Here is a 15301-nt window from a genome sequence, read left to right as displayed (position 1 = left end):
ATGAGCAAAGGCTCAAATGCACGAACCCGCATGATTCTGCCGGTTTGATTTGCGACTGAAGCATTCTGGCAATAACATAGAGCGGATTCTTGCACATCTTTCGCAGAGGACCTGTCACCATGGTCAAGAAACGCGTTTTCTCTTCGTCCCGCCGCGGATTCCTCGCAGGCGCATCGTCTTTGCTCGCCAGCCCGGCGATCGCCCAATACATCCCGGGCGACCCATTGCGCCCTGCACCCGAGGCTGAACCGGCCGTTCGCCGCAATGTGTCGGGCTTCAAGGCGCAGCAATGGCAGCCCTACTTCTCGAACACCCGGAACGGGGCGATTCTGGTCGACACCGTTTCCCGCGCTTTGCACTACTGGTCGGAAGACCAAACCGTCTACAAGCTGTACCCGTCGTCGGTTCCGCTGACCGAAGAACTGACCCGCCGCGGTCGCACGAGTGTCATCCGCAAGGTCGAGGGGCCCAGCTGGTCGCCGACGCCGTCGATGAAGAAAAGAAACCCGGAATGGCCGGATTACATCCCTCCGGGGCCCGATAACCCGCTGGGGACGCACGCTTTGTATCTCAGCTGGAAGTATTACCGGATCCACGGAACCCACGATACGCGGAAAATTGGCCGCCGGTCGTCGAACGGGTGCATCGGGTTGTTCAACGAGAACATCGCAGAGCTGTACGCCATGGCGAAGGTCGGGACGCAAGTGTTGCTAATTTGACGACATTTTCGCGCGCCAACCCGCTTGCACTGCAAGTTGCAATTGCATTCGTTCTGCTTTGCTGATTAGAAAAAACCACGAGGTAAGTCTTAGGTGTGTGGTTCCGCAATTGGGATCGCGCAAACTCTGGAGGTTAATATGAAGAAACTTGTACTCGCTGCTGCACTGACCGCTGCTGCTTCGACCGCATATGCTGGCAACCTGGAAGAGCCGGTTGTTGAGGCACCTGTTGTCGTCGAAGAAACCCAGGGCTCGTCGCAGGGCATCATCCTGCCGCTGATCCTGCTGGTCGTTGTTGCCGCAGCTGTTGCCGCAGGCTAAGTCCAACGGACTACGACAAAAAAGAAAGGCGGTGGATCTCCACCGCCTTTTTTCGTGCTTAATCCCGGGCCGATTCAGTCCAGCCAGCCCTTGAGGTTGTCCTCGACAACCTTGCCCAAGGCGGCGATATGCGCGTCCTCGTCGTTAAGGCAGGGAATGTAGGTAAAGCTTTCACCGCCGGCGTGCTCAAAGCTTTCGCGGATCTCTTCGTTGATCTCTTCCAGCGTTTCAATGCAGTCCGAAGAAAATGCCGGGGCAATTACGGCTATGTTCTTTTTGCCCTGCCGGGCCAGTTCCGCGACGTGGTCGACAGTGTAGGGCTTCAGCCATTCCTCGGGTCCGAATCGCGACTGGAAGGTGGTCACCAGCTGATCATCCGCCCAGCCCAGCCGCTCTTTCAGCAGCCGTGACGTCTTGGCGCACTGGCAGTGGTACGGATCACCCTGCATCAGATAGCGTTCCGGCATGCCGTGATAGGAACAGACCAGAACGTCCGGCTTGGTCTCCATGGCCGCATAGGCGCGCTCGACCGACTGCGCCAGGGCGTCGATATAGGCCGGCTCGTCGAAATAGGCCGGTACCGTGCGGCTGGCGGGCTGCCACGCCTCGTCCATCAGTGCGCGAAAGAACTGGTCGTTCGCGGTTGCGGTCGTGGCGCCGGCATATTGCGGATACAGCGGGAAGAACAGGATGCGGTCGCAGCCCTCGGCCACCATTTGGCGAACCTTCGACTTGGTCGAGGGGTTTCCGTAACGCATGCAGAACTCCACCATGACCTTGTCACCATAGCGTTCCTGCATCGCCGCACGCATCTTGGCAGTCTGGTCCTTGGTGATGGTCATCAACGGGCTTTCACCCTTGTCGTGGTTCCAGATCGACTTGTACGCCGCGCCCGAGCTGAAGGGACGTTTGGTCAGGATGATGGCCTGCAGGATCGGCTGCCATTTCCAGGCCGGATAGTCGATCACCCGCCGGTCGGACAGGAACTCGTTCAGATAGCGGCGCATCGGCCAATAGCTGTAGTCATCCGGCGTGCCGAGATTGGCCAGAAGAACGCCGACGCGGCCCATCTTCACTTTTGGGTGGTCTGCCGGAGCGTGTTCCGGGCGGGTGGCATCGAACATTGTAAGCTTCCTGAATTTTCGTTTAGAAGCTGACATAATCGGTTCCGTCAGCGGGTCAATCGGACAGTTTGCCTTCTTTCGTGCCAAGGGCGTCGGCCAGTCTCATCTGGGCCGAGCCCGGGCGCAGCGGCTTCGGCTGGCTGGCATCCGGCGCCCAGCCCGTCAGGCAGATCAGCTCGAACGTGGCAGCCAGCCGGCCTTCGGGCGACGTGAAATGCGCGGCGTAAACCTCTTGGGCCCGGGAAAATAGCGCGCGGCGCGACGGGTGTTTCAACCGCTGGGTCATGGCGTTGGTTTCACCCATCGCGCGCAGGTCCCGCATCAAGTGCCACAGGTCGCGGTACGTCGCAGTCAGGGGCACTTTGTCCGCAACAGGTAATGCAAAACCCGCACGCTGCAGCAGTGCGCCAAGATCTCGCAACTCGGCCATCGGCGCGACACGGGGGCTGAGACCGCCGGTCACCTCGACCTCGGCCTGACCCAGCGCTGCCCGCAATTCGTGCAGGGTTTCACCGCCCAGACACACCACCAACAACAAACCGTCCGGCTGCAGCGCGCGGACACATTGAATCAGCTGGCCCACCGGATCGTTGGCCCAATGCAGGGCCATCGCATGAACCACCAAGTCATGCGCAGCGGGATTGAGATCCAACACGTCGTCATCGGCCACGACCCTGGCGCCCGGCAGGACCGGCGCCCAGATGTCGGGGCAGGGGGTTACGATCGCTGGCGCGGTAAAGGATTTGTTAACCATGGAAAGGCGATCCTGCACCTCGTCCATGGCGGCGTGGTGAAGAAACAGGGCCTCGTCGCTGATCCGCGCGCGGTGTGCCGCAAGCGCTTTGCGATCGAACAGCGAGGGTGCATTGGGTGCTGGCAAATCCATAGGCCGCAATTATCGCATATGGCAGCGGATTCAAACCGCGATCGAGGTCGTATATCCCCCGCGCTGCATCGGCTGCGGCGAGATGGCGGCCTCGGATTTCGGCTTGTGCGGGCCGTGCTGGCGCGAAACCCCGTTCATTGGCGGAACGGTTTGCCACAGTTGCGGTGCGCCCGTTCCTGGCAGCGATGATGGTCACCGAATCAACTGCGATGATTGCTTGCGCCGCCCGCAACCGTGGGCCGAGGGTCGCGCGGCATTGCTGTATCAGGGGCGGGCGCGGTCACTGGTTCTGGCCCTGAAGCACGGGGATCGTTCCGAACTGGCAAAACCTGCGGCGCGTTGGATGGCGCAGGCAGGTCGCACGCTGTTTCGACCGGATACGGTGATCGCTCCGGTGCCGCTGCATTGGTCGCGGCTGCTGAAGCGCCGATACAACCAGTCCGCGCTCTTGTCGCTCCACTTGGGAAAGGAGGCGGGCCTGCCGGTCTGTCCGGATCTGTTGAGACGCAAGCGGCGCACCCCACCGCTGGAAGGCAAAACGGCGGCCGAGCGTGCCGAAACGCTGCGCGAAGCAATCACATTGCATCCGCGCCGCGGTCAGGTTCTGCGCGGGCGGTCTGTTCTGCTGGTGGATGATGTCATGACGTCGGGCGCGACGCTGGCGGCCTGTAGCCGGGCCTGCCAAGCGGCCGGGGCGGCTGATATTTCCGTGTTGGTACTGGCGCGCGTTGCCAAGGATGCCTAATTCCCCCTAGATTGCGCGAAATCCAAGGGAACGGACCATGAAACCGGTTGTCATCTATACCTCGCCGCTATGCGGCTTTTGCCACGCGGCCAAACGGCTGCTGAACCAGAAAGGCGTCGCCTTCGAGGAAATCGACGTTTTGATGAACCCCAAACGCAAGCCCGAGATGATCCAGCGGGCGGGCGGACGGCGCACGGTGCCGCAGATCTTCATCGGTGACACTCATGTCGGTGGCTGCGACGACCTGTACGAACTCGAACAGGCCGGCAAGCTGGACCCGCTGTTGGCCGCCTGATGAGAACCGCGCTGCTGCAGATCACCTCGTCGGACGACCCGGCTGCGAACCTGGACATGGTGCGCGCCATGATGGCCGAGGCCGCGAGCGGGGGCGCGAGGTTCATCCTGACGCCCGAGGTCACCAACTGCGTCTCGACCAGCGGAACGCGCCAGCGCGAGGTGTTGCAGCACGAGGAAGACGACAAGACCTTGGGGGGGCTGCGCGAACAGGCGGCGGAATTGGGCGTGTGGCTGCTGATCGGATCACTGGGGCTGAAGACTCATGACGCCGACGGGCGGTTCGCCAACCGGAGCTTCATGATAGACCCGCAGGGCGGGATCGTCGCGCGCTATGACAAGATCCACATGTTCGACGTGCAGGTTACCGAGACCGAGACCTTTCGCGAATCGGCCAGCTATCGCCCCGGGTCGCGGGCGGTGATCGCCGAGACCGCCTTCGGCAAGGTCGGCATGACCATCTGCTATGACATCCGGTTCCCGCATCTGCACGCCGCGCTGGCGCAGGGCGGGGCCACGATCCTGACGGTTCCGGCGGCGTTTTCTCCGGTGACCGGCGCGGCCCATTGGGAACCGCTGCTGCGCGCCCGCGCAATCGAGACTGGCTGTTGGGTCATTGCCCCCGCGCAGACCGGAGAACACCCCAAGACCCGGGGCAAGACGCGCCATACCCACGGGCACAGCATGGTCGTATCGCCCTGGGGCGAGGTGCTGATCGACGCAGGCACTCAGACCGGCATTCACTTTTTTGATCTGGATGATAGGTCTGTTACAGAGGCACGGCGGCGCGTGCCGTCCCTGACACATGTTCGCCCGTTCGACGGGCCCTGATCCAGAACCGGGTAATGACTGACGAAACCAACGCCCTGGCGGTCGCGCTGTTCAGCGAGATCCTGACCGCGGACCAATTGCTGCGGAACCGGCTGAGCCGGGTCCTGCCCAAGGGCATGGAAATTTCGCATTTCTCGGTGCTGAACCACCTGGTGTTCGTGGGGGGCGAGCGGACGCCTGCCCAACTGGCCAGCACATTCCACGTGACCCGTGGGGCGATGACCAACACCTTGGCCAAGCTGGAATGGGCCGGATACATCCACATCCGCCCCGATTGGGACGATGCCCGCCGCAAGATGGTGGCGATCAGCCCGGCCGGCCGCCGAGCGCGCGATCAGGCGATCTCGGCCATCGCGCCTCTGATCAACCGGGTCGTGGGCGAGCTGGGCCTTGAGCGTGTGCGCACGACCCTGCCGGTTCTGCGCGACCTGCGCATGAAGCTGGAAGAGGAATAGGCCTCAGCCCGGCTTCACGCTGGCGGTGACGTAGTTCACGCTCAGATCCCGGTCCGAGATCGACCAGCTCCAGGTGATCGGGTTGAACACGAATCCCTTTCGGTCCACCGGGTCCAGACCGGCCTGACGCAGCAGATCGAACAGCTCGTCCGGGGTGATGAACTTGGACCATTCATGCGTGCCGCGCGGCAGCCAGCGCATGACGACCTCGGCCCCGAAAATCGCCATCGCATAGGATTTCGGATTGCGGTTGATGGTCGAACAGATTTCCAGCCCGCCGGGTTTCAGCAGCTGTTGCGTGGCGGTCAGATAGGCCAGCGGGTCGGCCACATGCTCGACAACCTCCATGTTCAGGACCACGTCGAACTGTTCACCCGCGTCGGCCAATGCCTCGGCGGTGGTGTGGCGATAGTCGATCTGCAGGCCGGATTGCTCGGCGTGGATGCGGGCCACGGGCAGGTTGCGCTCGGCGGCGTCGGCGCCCACGACCTCGGCCCCCAGCCGCGCCATCGGCTCGCTCAGCAGCCCGCCGCCGCAGCCGATATCCAGCAGGCGCAGGCCCTGGAACGGTTTCGCAGCCGTCAGATCCCGGTCAAATTCGCCCGCGATCTGCTGTGTGATATAATCCAGACGGCTCGGATTGAGCATGTGCAGAGGTTTGAATTTCCCGTGCGGGTCCCACCATTCAGCGGCCATGGCCTCGAATTTTGCGATCTCGGACGGATCCACCGTGTTCGGATGCGCTTGCATTCCTGTCTCCGTGTGCTCTTTTACGCTGTAGGACTATATAGGGCCATAATGGACAAGTACCCGGACCAAAAGCGCGCAGTGCAATATCTTTACCCGCCGGTCGATCCGTTCGACCAGCGCGTGGTGGATATGGGCGACGGGCACCGCATATATGTGGAACAATGCGGCAATCCCGACGGGATTCCCGTGGTGGTTCTGCATGGCGGCCCCGGCGGCGGCTGCAGCCCGGCCATGCGGCGCTATTTCGACCCCGAGGTCTACCGGGTGATTCTGTTCGACCAGCGCGGCTGCGGCCGGTCGCGGCCCACGGCCTCGGTCGAGAACAACACGACGTGGCACCTGGTGGCCGATATCGAGCGTCTTCGGAAACTGTTCGAGATCGACGACTGGATCGTATTCGGCGGCAGCTGGGGCGCCACGCTGGCGCTGATCTATGCCCAAACCCATCCCGACCGGGTGACCCGCCTGGTTCTGCGTGGCGTGTTTCTGGCCACGCAGGCGGAACTCGACTGGTTCTATGGCGGCGGGGCCGGCAAGTTCTGGCCCGAGCAATGGGCGCGCTTCACCTCGCTGCTGCGCGACTCGGAACTGTCCGACACCATCGGCGCCTACAACAAGCGGTTGTTTTCGGGCGATCGCGCGACCGAAATCCTGTACGCCCGCGCCTGGTCGCATTGGGAAAACGCGCTGGCCTCGATCCACACGAACGGCGCCGTCGGTGAAAGCCCCGGCGAATATGCGCGCACCTTCGCGCGGCTCGAGAATCACTATTTCATAAACAAGGCGTTTCTGGAGTATGACGGCCAGATTCTGGACCGGATGGACCGGATCGCGCATATCCCCGGCCATATCGTGCAGGGCCGTTACGATATGATCTGCCCCCCGCAGGCGGCCTGGAGCCTGGCCGAGAAATGGCCCGAGGCCGAGCTGAAGATGGTGCGGCAGGCTGGTCACGCCCTGTCGGAGCCCGGGATCAGCGCCGAACTGGTGCGCATCATGGACCGAACCGCGCAGGAGGTGGCATGACCCGCATCGACCGCCGTGCCCTGTTCACCTCGGGTGCCGCTGCAGCCCTGCTGGCCGCGACGGGGGCCTCGCTGGCGGATACGCCGAAATCGGGCGGCGTGCTGCGCATCGCCGTGCCGCGTGACGACAGCCTGGACCGGCTGGCCCGGGGTGCGGTGTTCGACACCCTGACCGAGATCGCGCCGGACGGCACTCTGCGCGGCGAGCTGGCGACCGCATGGCAGACCGATTCCGAGGCCCGGGTCTGGACCTTCGACCTGCGTGCCGATGCGGTGTTTCACGACGGTGTGGCGCTGACGGCCGGAGATGTTCTGGCGGTCCTGTCCGAGGTCGGGCGCGCCGAAGCCCTGGCGCCGGACCGCATCCGGATCGAACTGGCCGAGGCCAACCCCGGCCTGCCTTTCATGCTGGCCGATACCCGGTTCGTCATCACCCGCGACGGGCAGAGCGTTTCGCCGCTGCAGCAGGCAAACGGCACCGGGTGTTACCGGGTCGAACGCGCCGAGGACGGGCGCCATTTCCGCGGCCGCCGGGTCGCGGGCCACTACAAGGATGGCCATGCCGGCTGGCTGGAGGCGGTCGACATCATCGTGATCCCCGACCCGGTCGTGCGCGCCGAGGCGCTGCGTGACCGATACGTGGACGTGTCGGTGCTGCCGGCAGCGAAAGGGCTGCGCGGTCTGGGTGGCGTGCGGTTCTTCCCAAGCGAATCGGAGATGTCGCTGGCGATCTCCGGCTCCGTGGGTCTGCCGCGCCGGATCGGGCGGGGCGCGCCGTTGGACGATGGGCGCGTCGCGGAACGCTGGTGGATGGCCTGAAACCGGCCTGAAAACCGACGCGGATTGTCCGTTGGTTGACGGCAGGGGTTGCAGACTCGGGGCGTCCTGCGTATATGCAGTTGCAACAGCGGCGCGTCGGACTTCTGGTCCGAGGCTCCACCGGAAAATTCGACGGGCCGCGCGCCCGTTTTTTTGTGCCCGATCGAAGGGTAGAGCACCATATGACAAATGACCTGATAGCCAAGGCGGCGATCGACCGACGACTGGCCGAGATCATCACTCCGGTGATCGAGGATCTGGGGTATGAGCTGGTCCGTATCCGTCTGATGAGCGGCAAGCAGACCACGCTGCAGATCATGGCCGACAAGCCCGATGGCGGCATCGAGGTGGATGATTGCGCCGAGATCTCGAACGCGGTCAGCGCTACGCTGGACGTCGAGGACCCGATCCTTGACGCCTATACGCTCGAGGTGTCCAGCCCCGGCATCGACCGCCCGCTGACGCGGCTGAAGGATTTCGAGATGTTCGAGGGCTACGAGGCCAAGCTGGAAACGACCGAACTGATCGACGGCCGCCGCCGCTTCAAGGGGGAACTGGCCGGTGTCGAGGGGGATGAGGTTCTGGTCAACATCCCCAACGGCGAAGAGACCGTGACCATCGGTCTGCAATTCGACTGGCTGAGCGACGCTAAGCTGGTCCTGACCGATGACCTGATCAAGGAAATGCTGCGCCAGCGCAAAGACGCCGGCGCCCTGAACGAAAACGCTTTCGACGAGATTGAGACCGAAGGGTCCGAAGAGGAGACGAACTGATGGCAATCACCTCAGCCAACCAGCTGGAGCTGCTGCAGACCGCCGAGGCCGTGGCCCGCGAAAAGATGATCGACCCCGGTCTGGTCGTCGAAGCGATGGAGGAATCGCTCGCCCGTGCCGCCAAGAGCCGTTACGGCGCCGAGATGGACATTCGCGTGTCCATCGATCGCAAGACCGGTAAGGCAACCTTTACTCGGGTCCGCACCGTGGTCGCGGATGACGAGCTTGAGAACTATCAGGCCGAGATGACCGTCGAGCAGGCCAAGCAATACATGGAATCGCCCGAGATTGGTGATGTATTCGTGGAAGAGGTCCCGCCGGTGGAAATGGGCCGGATCGCGGCTCAGTCGGCCAAGCAGGTGATCCTGCAGAAGGTTCGTGAGGCCGAGCGTGACCGCCAGTACGAAGACTTCAAGGATCGTGTCGGCACCATCATCAACGGCGCCGTCAAGCGTGAGGAATTCGGCAACGTGATCGTCGATCTGGGTGGGGCCGAGGCTGTTCTGCGCCGCAACGACAAGATCGGTCGCGAAAGCTATCGCCCCAATGACCGGGTGCGCGCCTACATCAAGGAAGTGCGCCGCGAAACGCGCGGTCACCAGATCTTCCTGTCGCGCACGGCGCCCGAGTTCATGGCCGAGCTGTTCAAGATGGAAGTGCCGGAAATCTATGACGGCATCATCGAGGTCAAGGCCGTGGCCCGTGACCCCGGTTCGCGTGCCAAGATCGCGGTCATCTCGTATGACAACTCGATCGACCCCGTCGGCGCCTGCGTTGGTATGCGCGGCAGCCGCGTGCAGGCCGTCGTGAACGAGCTGCAGGGTGAAAAGATCGACATCATCCCGTGGAATGAAGACCAGCCGACATTCCTTGTGAACGCGCTGCAGCCTGCGGAAGTGTCGAAGGTGGTTCTGGACGAAGAAGCCGGCAAGATCGAAGTTGTGGTTCCCGAAGAGCAACTGAGCCTCGCCATCGGTCGCCGTGGTCAGAACGTGCGTCTGGCCAGCCAGTTGACCGGTCTGGACATCGACATCATGACCGAGGCCGAAGAATCGGCACGCCGTCAGAAGGAGTTCGAAGCCCGCACGCAGCTGTTCATGGACAGCCTGGACCTGGACGAGTTCTTTGCCCAGCTGCTGGTCTCGGAAGGCTTCACCAACCTGGAAGAAGTGGCCTATGTCGAGCTGGACGAACTGCTGGTGATCGATGGCGTCGACGAAGGCACCGCAAACGAGCTGCAAGCGCGTGCGCGCGAATTCCTCGAGGCGCAGGCCAAGGCGGCGCTGGACAGCGCCCGCAGCCTGGGTGCCGAGGACAGCCTTATTGAATTTGAGGGTCTGACACCCCAAATGGTTGAGGCGCTTGCCAAGGACGGCGTCAAGACGCTGGAAGACTTTGCAACCTGCGCTGACTGGGAACTGGCCGGAGGCTGGACCACGGTTGATGGCCAGCGGGTCAAGGATGACGGTATTCTCGAACCCTTTGGCGTGACGCTGGAAGAGGCGCAGGATCTGGTGATGACCGCTCGGGTCATGTTGGGCTGGGTCGACCCCGCCGATCTGGAGCAGCCCGAGGCAGACGTCGAGGACGAAGCAGCAGACGAGGAGGCCGAGGCCTGATTCCAGGCCTCGGGTGGCACACATGGGTCGCGGTGGCGTCCAAAAGGAACGGTCCGAAGGGCCAGAGCGGAAATGCATCGCCACGGGCGAGGTGCAGCCTCGGTACGGGCTGATCCGCTTTGTAACCGGCCCGGATGGGCAGGTTTTCCCGGATGTCGCGTCCAAGTTGCCGGGTCGGGGCGTTTATGTCTCGGCGGATCGCAAGGCGCTGGACACGGCCATCGGCAAGAAGCTGTTTGCACGCGGGTTCAAGGCGCAGGTGACTGTACCGCAGAACCTTGTCGACGAGGTGGAGCGTCAATTGTCGCGCCGCGTGATCGAGTTGATCAGTCTGGCGCGAAAATCCGGCGATGCGGTCGCCGGGTATGAAAAGGTCAAGTCCTGGCTTGATCGCGAAGAGGCCTGGGTTCTGATTCAGGCGGTCGATGGTTCCGGGCGCGGCAAGTCCAAGCTGAGCACGCCGCATTTCGGGAAATACATCGGCTGGCTGACCGCAGACGAGCTTGGGGCGGCATTTGGGCGCCAAACGGTGATTCATGCGGCGCTCGCCTCTGGCGGACTCGCCAAACGTGTTGTAGAGGAAGCGCAGCGCCTGCGTGGCTTGCGCGATATGGATGACGGCGGCAAGGGCCGCGCGGAAGGGTAAGAAGCTTTATGAGCGATAGTGACGGCAAAAAGACATTGGGCCTTCGTGGCGGGGCACGCCCCGGGAATGTGAAACAGAGTTTCAGCCACGGACGTACCAAGAATGTCGTGGTGGAAACCAAACGCAAGCGCGTGGTGGTTCCCAAGCCGGGAGCGTCCAAGCCCAGCGGTGGCGCTGCGCCGTCGGGTGATCCTTCGCGCCGGCCAGCCGGGATTTCCGATGCCGAGATGAATCGGCGCCTGAAGGCATTGCAGGCGGCCAAGGCCCGTGAGGCCGAGGAAGCCGAACGCCGCGAGGCCGAGGAAAAGGCGCGCGCCGAAGAGCGTGAACGCCGCCGCGCCGAACAGGAAGCCAAGGAGCGCGAACAGCGCGAGGCCGAGGAAAAAGCCCGGCAGAAAGCCGAGGAAGAAGAGCGCAAGCAGAAAGAGGCCGAAGAAGCCGCTCAGCGCGCCGCAGCAGAAGCCGCGGCTGCGAAAGAGGCACCCAAGGCCAAGGCCCCCGCGGCCAGCAAGCCTGCGCCAGCGGAAACGCCGCGCAAGACCGACCGCGAGCGCGAACAGCGCCAGACCCGCGGCAAGGGCCGCGACGACGGCCGTCGCTCGGGCAAGCTGACGCTGAACCAGGCTCTGCGTGGTGGGGAAGGTGGCCGCCAGCGGTCCATGGCCGCGATGAAACGCAAGCAGGAGCGTGCGCGGCAGAAAGCCATGGGCGGTTCGGTCGAGCGTGAAAAGGTGATCCGCGAGGTTCAGCTGCCCGAGGCGATCGTCGTTTCGGAACTGGCCAATCGTATGGCCGAACGCGTCGCCGACGTCGTCAAGTCGCTGATGAACATGGGTATGATGGTCACGCAGAACCAGACCATCGACGCCGACACTGCCGAACTGATCATCGAAGAATTCGGCCACAAGGTCGTGCGGGTTTCGGACGCGGATGTCGAGGATGTAATCTCGGATGTCGAAGACAAGGATGAAGACCTGCAGCCCCGTCCGCCGGTCATTACCATCATGGGTCATGTCGACCACGGGAAGACCTCGCTGTTGGACGCGATCCGCGACGCGAAAGTCGTTGCGGGCGAGGCCGGTGGCATTACCCAGCATATCGGCGCCTATCAGGTGCAGACCAACGACGGCACCACGCTGACCTTCCTGGACACGCCGGGCCACGCGGCCTTTACCTCGATGCGCTCGCGCGGTGCTCAGGTAACGGATATCGTGGTGCTGGTGGTTGCGGCGGATGACGCGGTGATGCCGCAGACGGTCGAGGCAATCAACCACGCCAAGGCCGCCGGTGTTCCGATGATCGTGGCGATCAACAAGATCGACAAGCCCGATGCGAACCCGGACAAGGTGCGCACCGACCTGCTGCAGCACGAGATCGTCGTCGAAAAGATGTCGGGCGAGGTTCAGGATGTCGAAGTTTCGGCCATCACGGGACAGGGTCTGGACGATCTACTGGAAGCCATCGCGCTGCAGGCCGAGATTCTGGAGCTGAAGGCCAACCCGAACCGCGCCGCGCAAGGTGCTGTGATCGAGGCGCAGCTGGATGTGGGCCGCGGCCCTGTCGCGACCGTGCTGGTCGAGAAGGGCACGCTGCGCCAGGGCGACATCTTCGTCGTGGGCGAGCAGTACGGCAAGGTCCGCGCGCTGATCAACGACAAGGGCGAGCGCGTTCAGGAGGCCGGTCCTTCGGTTCCGGTCGAGGTCTTGGGTCTCAACGGTACGCCCGAGGCCGGTGACGTTCTGAACGTGACCGAGACCGAGGCGCAGGCCCGCGAGATCGCCGAGTACCGCGCGCAGGTCGCCAAGGACAAGCGCGCCGCCGCCGGTGCCGCGACCACGCTGGAACAGCTGATGCAGAAGGCCAAGGAAGACGAGAACGTGGCCGAGCTGCCCATTCTGGTCAAGGCCGACGTGCAGGGCTCGGCCGAGGCGATCGTGCAGGCGATGGAGAAGATCGGCAACGACGAGGTGCGCGTACGCGTGCTGCACTCGGGCGTCGGCGCCATCACCGAAACCGATATCGGCCTGGCCGAAGCGTCGGGTGCTCCGGTCTTTGGCTTCAACGTGCGGGCAAATGCTTCGGCACGCAACACCGCCAACCAGAAGGGCGTCGAGATCCGCTACTACTCGGTGATCTACGACCTGGTGGATGACGTCAAAGCCGCTGCCTCGGGCCTGCTGAGCGCCGAGATCCGCGAAAAGTTCATCGGCTATGCCGAGATCAAGGAAGTGTTCAAGGTCACCGGCGTCGGCAAGGTTGCCGGCTGTCTGGTCACCGAGGGCGTTGCCCGCCGTTCGGCCGGCGTGCGCCTGCTGCGCGACAACGTGGTGATCCACGAAGGCACGCTGAAGACGCTGAAGCGCTTCAAGGACGAAGTGGCCGAGGTTCAGTCGGGTCAGGAATGCGGTATGGCGTTCGAGAACTACGACGATATCCGCCCCGGCGACGTGATCGAGATCTTCGAGCGTGAGGAAGTTACCCGCACGCTGGATTGATCCGGTCGAAATTGAAAGAAACGGCGGTTCCCAGGGGCCGCCGTTTTCACATTCAGGGGTGGTTGTTCAGAAACGTCCCGTCCTTGAGGATGATGTCGAAATGGTGCGTGCCCGGCTGCAGGTCAAAGCTGACGGCATGCCCGGCCTTGCGCAACGCTTCGGCATAGTCGCGGCTCTGGCGGATGAACTCGCCCGTGTCCCGCTCGCCCACCGTGACCCGATAGCGCGGCCCGGGCGCCGGCAGGTTCAGGATGGGGGACAGGTCGTGCAGCTCGACCGGGGTCAGCTGCAGCGGATCGTTGACTGGGGTCAGGCTGATCGGTTCCAGGTCGTAGACGCCGCTGATCAAGATGACTTCGCGTACCCGCAGGCCGATCCGGGCGAATTGGTCGGCCGAGGTCGCCATGACCATCGCTGCCAGATGCGCACCGGCGCTGTGCCCGGACAGGGTGACATGCGAGGCATCGAACCCCAGCGACTTGGCCCGGGTGGCCAGCCATAGCAGCGCGGTCCGGCATTCATCGACCATCTGGCCCAGCCGCGCGTCGGGGGCGAGCGTGTAGTTCACCGTTGCAAAGGCCTGCCCGCCTTCGACCAGCGCGGGCGCCATCATCGCCGAATCGCGCTGGCTGAGCGCCTGCCAATAGCCGCCATGGATGAACACATGCAGCGGCGCATTGGGCGTGCGGGCGGGAAAGAAATCCAGCACCTGCGCGGGCGTGTCGCCATAGCCGAGGTTCTCTTGCACCGTCAGTTGCGCCCGCGCCTGCGCGCTGAGCGCCGAAAAGGCCGCCAGATAGGGCGCAAGGTCACCGCCAATCATCGAACTGGGCGCGTATTCGCGTTCCAGCTCGTCTTGGGTAAATCCGCGATACAGCATGGCTCAGCCCTGTCCGCCATACATCAGGTCGGTGCGCACGTCATAGAGATCGTGGAAGAATCGCAGCTCCAGCGCTTTGCGCAGGAAGGCCACGCCGCTGGAGCCGCCGGTGCCGGGCTGCATACCGATCACACGTTCGACGGCGGTCGCATGGTCGAAGCGCCAACGCTGGAAAAGCGATTCCACATCCATCAGTTTTTCGGCCAGCGCATACAGGTCCCAATACCGGCCCGTGTTCCGGTAGATCTCGGCCCAGATCTCGACGATGCGCGGATCGCCGGAATAGGTCCTCGAATAGTCCCGGTCCAGCAGGTCTTGCGGCACGTTAAAACCCTGCCGCGCCAGCATGTGCAATACCTCGTCATACAGCGACGGCTTGACCAGGGCGGCGGTCAGCATCTCCATCACTTCGGGGTCGTGTTCATGCACCTTCAGCGTGGCGGTGTCCTTGTTGCCCAGAATGAACTCGATCTGACGATAGCCGTAGCTCTGGAAGCCGGATGAATTGCCCAGCGCCTTGCGGAAGGTCATGTAGTCGGCGGGCGTCATGGTCAGCAGGGTTTCCCATGCGGCGATCAGCTGCCTCTGGATCGCCTTGATCCGGTCCAGGTTCTTCATCGCGGGGCCGAACTCATCCTGCTGCAGGAACCGGCGCACCTCGACCAGCTGATGGTGCATCAGTTTCAGCCACAGCTCGCTGACCTGGTGGATGATGATGAACAGCATCTCATCGGGTTGGGCCGGGTCCTGAAAGGTTTTCTGCAGGTTCAGCAGGGTCTTGAGCTGCAGGAAGTCGCCATAGCTTTTGCGGTGCGTGCCCGCGAAATCGGTCACCAGCGTGTCTTCGACTCCGCGTTCCAGCGGGCGGTCGCCCTTGGCATTGTCGGCCATTTCATGTCCTCCCCGGCATGTGTGCGCA

The 15301-nt window shown here is 63.3% G+C and carries 17 protein-coding genes; 12 read left to right on the top strand and 5 right to left on the bottom strand.

Features of this window, described 5'->3' with window-relative positions; all coding sequences use genetic code 11:
• Window positions 1-119 precede the first annotated feature (119 nt).
• Together AC2FNL_RS02425 and AC2FNL_RS02420 are read left to right on the top strand one after the other, a co-directional pair.
• Window positions 120-719: a L,D-transpeptidase gene (locus tag AC2FNL_RS02425; RefSeq protein WP_093963635.1), complete on the top strand. Its 600-nt coding sequence runs from the start codon at window positions 120-122 to the stop codon at window positions 717-719.
• 138 nt (window positions 720-857) lie between these two features.
• On the top strand, window positions 858-1040 hold the full coding sequence (locus tag AC2FNL_RS02420; RefSeq protein WP_005979327.1) for a hypothetical protein: 183 nt from the start codon (window positions 858-860) through the stop codon (window positions 1038-1040).
• Window positions 1041-1114: 74 nt separating this feature from the next.
• Here the strand turns inward: AC2FNL_RS02420 and hemH are convergent, their stop codons facing one another.
• Both hemH and AC2FNL_RS02410 read right to left on the bottom strand, forming a co-directional pair.
• Window positions 1115-2164 (bottom strand): ferrochelatase, encoded by a 1050-nt coding sequence (gene hemH, locus AC2FNL_RS02415; RefSeq protein ID WP_496832139.1) that lies wholly within the window; start codon window positions 2162-2164, stop codon window positions 1115-1117.
• A gap of 55 nt (window positions 2165-2219) precedes the next feature.
• Window positions 2220-3050, bottom strand: a complete 831-nt coding sequence (locus tag AC2FNL_RS02410) for a methyltransferase domain-containing protein (RefSeq protein ID WP_170596180.1) — start codon at window positions 3048-3050, stop codon at window positions 2220-2222.
• A gap of 82 nt (window positions 3051-3132) precedes the next feature.
• On the opposite strand from AC2FNL_RS02410, the gene AC2FNL_RS02405 reads away from it, so the two are divergent.
• From AC2FNL_RS02405 to AC2FNL_RS02390, 4 genes are read left to right on the top strand one after another with little or no spacing between them, the layout of a single operon-like run.
• Entirely contained in the window at window positions 3133-3795 is a 663-nt protein-coding gene (locus tag AC2FNL_RS02405) for a ComF family protein (protein WP_496832265.1), read from the top strand.
• A 37-nt stretch (window positions 3796-3832) separates the two neighbouring features.
• Complete coding sequence (gene grxC / locus AC2FNL_RS02400; RefSeq protein WP_170342430.1) at window positions 3833-4090, top strand: glutaredoxin 3; 258 nt, start codon at window positions 3833-3835, stop codon at window positions 4088-4090.
• Window positions 4090-4920, top strand: coding sequence for a carbon-nitrogen hydrolase family protein (locus AC2FNL_RS02395; RefSeq protein WP_496832136.1), 831 nt, complete (start codon window positions 4090-4092; stop codon window positions 4918-4920). Before grxC ends, AC2FNL_RS02395 begins: the two co-directional genes overlap by 1 nt.
• Before the next feature lie 14 nt (window positions 4921-4934).
• Window positions 4935-5375, top strand: a complete 441-nt coding sequence (locus tag AC2FNL_RS02390; RefSeq protein WP_170343133.1) for a MarR family winged helix-turn-helix transcriptional regulator — start codon at window positions 4935-4937, stop codon at window positions 5373-5375.
• 3 nt (window positions 5376-5378) lie between these two features.
• On the opposite strand, the gene ubiG is transcribed toward AC2FNL_RS02390, so the two are convergent.
• The gene (gene ubiG / locus AC2FNL_RS02385; protein ID WP_496832134.1) at window positions 5379-6125 is read right to left on the bottom strand and encodes a bifunctional 2-polyprenyl-6-hydroxyphenol methylase/3-demethylubiquinol 3-O-methyltransferase UbiG; all 747 of its coding nucleotides are present in this window, start codon (window positions 6123-6125) and stop codon (window positions 5379-5381) included.
• A gap of 48 nt (window positions 6126-6173) precedes the next feature.
• On the opposite strand from ubiG, the gene pip reads away from it, so the two are divergent.
• The 6 genes from pip to infB all read left to right on the top strand — a co-directional run bounded on the left by pip (window position 6174) and on the right by infB (window position 13502).
• A complete protein-coding gene (pip, locus tag AC2FNL_RS02380) occupies window positions 6174-7151 on the top strand; it encodes a prolyl aminopeptidase (RefSeq protein WP_496832132.1) in 978 nt (325 codons plus the stop codon).
• Window positions 7148-7969, top strand: a complete 822-nt coding sequence (locus AC2FNL_RS02375; RefSeq protein WP_496832130.1) for an ABC transporter substrate-binding protein — start codon at window positions 7148-7150, stop codon at window positions 7967-7969. Before pip ends, AC2FNL_RS02375 begins: the two co-directional genes overlap by 4 nt.
• A 182-nt stretch (window positions 7970-8151) precedes the next feature.
• On the top strand, window positions 8152-8742 hold the full coding sequence (rimP, locus tag AC2FNL_RS02370; protein ID WP_093963625.1) for a ribosome maturation factor RimP: 591 nt from the start codon (window positions 8152-8154) through the stop codon (window positions 8740-8742).
• Window positions 8742-10361: a transcription termination factor NusA gene (nusA, locus tag AC2FNL_RS02365; protein ID WP_093963624.1), complete on the top strand. Its 1620-nt coding sequence runs from the start codon at window positions 8742-8744 to the stop codon at window positions 10359-10361. The genes rimP and nusA overlap by 1 nt, the downstream gene beginning before the upstream one ends.
• 22 nt (window positions 10362-10383) lie before the next feature.
• A complete protein-coding gene (locus AC2FNL_RS02360) occupies window positions 10384-11007 on the top strand; it encodes an RNA-binding protein (RefSeq protein ID WP_496832127.1) in 624 nt (207 codons plus the stop codon).
• A gap of 8 nt (window positions 11008-11015) precedes the next feature.
• Window positions 11016-13502 carry a translation initiation factor IF-2 gene (infB, locus tag AC2FNL_RS02355; RefSeq protein WP_170342418.1) on the top strand — a complete coding sequence of 829 codons (2487 nt, stop codon included), beginning with the start codon at window positions 11016-11018 and terminating at the stop codon, window positions 13500-13502.
• A gap of 52 nt (window positions 13503-13554) precedes the next feature.
• Here the strand turns inward: infB and AC2FNL_RS02350 are convergent, their stop codons facing one another.
• Window positions 13555-14382 (bottom strand): alpha/beta hydrolase, encoded by an 828-nt coding sequence (locus AC2FNL_RS02350; protein WP_496832125.1) that lies wholly within the window; start codon window positions 14380-14382, stop codon window positions 13555-13557.
• 3 nt (window positions 14383-14385) lie between these two features.
• Window positions 14386-15273 carry a tryptophan 2,3-dioxygenase gene (locus AC2FNL_RS02345; protein WP_496832123.1) on the bottom strand — a complete coding sequence of 296 codons (888 nt, stop codon included), beginning with the start codon at window positions 15271-15273 and terminating at the stop codon, window positions 14386-14388.
• Between the last annotated feature and the right edge of the window lie 28 nt (window positions 15274-15301).

It is taken from the genome of Ruegeria sp. CRTD044 (assembly GCF_059613485.1).
Note: the sequence above shows the minus strand (reverse complement) of the source record. Positions and strands in the feature narration are given on the sequence as shown.

Bases quoted from the DNA above. Each gene is read 5' to 3' on its own strand.
- AC2FNL_RS02425 (WP_093963635.1), top strand. From the start codon at position 120: ATGGTCAAGAAACGCGTTTTCTCTTCGTCCCGCCGCGGATTCCTCGCA.
- AC2FNL_RS02420 (WP_005979327.1), top strand. From the start codon at position 858: ATGAAGAAACTTGTACTCGCTGCTGCACTGACCGCTGCTGCTTCGACC.
- hemH (WP_496832139.1), bottom strand. From the start codon at position 2,164: ATGTTCGATGCCACCCGCCCGGAACACGCTCCGGCAGACCACCCAAAA.
- AC2FNL_RS02410 (WP_170596180.1), bottom strand. From the start codon at position 3,050: ATGGATTTGCCAGCACCCAATGCACCCTCGCTGTTCGATCGCAAAGCG.
- AC2FNL_RS02405 (WP_496832265.1), top strand. From the start codon at position 3,133: ATGGCGGCCTCGGATTTCGGCTTGTGCGGGCCGTGCTGGCGCGAAACC.
- grxC (WP_170342430.1), top strand. From the start codon at position 3,833: ATGAAACCGGTTGTCATCTATACCTCGCCGCTATGCGGCTTTTGCCAC.
- AC2FNL_RS02395 (WP_496832136.1), top strand. From the start codon at position 4,090: ATGAGAACCGCGCTGCTGCAGATCACCTCGTCGGACGACCCGGCTGCG.
- AC2FNL_RS02390 (WP_170343133.1), top strand. From the start codon at position 4,935: ATGACTGACGAAACCAACGCCCTGGCGGTCGCGCTGTTCAGCGAGATC.
- ubiG (WP_496832134.1), bottom strand. From the start codon at position 6,125: ATGCAAGCGCATCCGAACACGGTGGATCCGTCCGAGATCGCAAAATTC.
- pip (WP_496832132.1), top strand. From the start codon at position 6,174: ATGGACAAGTACCCGGACCAAAAGCGCGCAGTGCAATATCTTTACCCG.
- AC2FNL_RS02375 (WP_496832130.1), top strand. From the start codon at position 7,148: ATGACCCGCATCGACCGCCGTGCCCTGTTCACCTCGGGTGCCGCTGCA.
- rimP (WP_093963625.1), top strand. From the start codon at position 8,152: ATGACAAATGACCTGATAGCCAAGGCGGCGATCGACCGACGACTGGCC.
- nusA (WP_093963624.1), top strand. From the start codon at position 8,742: ATGGCAATCACCTCAGCCAACCAGCTGGAGCTGCTGCAGACCGCCGAG.
- AC2FNL_RS02360 (WP_496832127.1), top strand. From the start codon at position 10,384: ATGGGTCGCGGTGGCGTCCAAAAGGAACGGTCCGAAGGGCCAGAGCGG.
- infB (WP_170342418.1), top strand. From the start codon at position 11,016: ATGAGCGATAGTGACGGCAAAAAGACATTGGGCCTTCGTGGCGGGGCA.
- AC2FNL_RS02350 (WP_496832125.1), bottom strand. From the start codon at position 14,382: ATGCTGTATCGCGGATTTACCCAAGACGAGCTGGAACGCGAATACGCG.
- AC2FNL_RS02345 (WP_496832123.1), bottom strand. From the start codon at position 15,273: ATGGCCGACAATGCCAAGGGCGACCGCCCGCTGGAACGCGGAGTCGAA.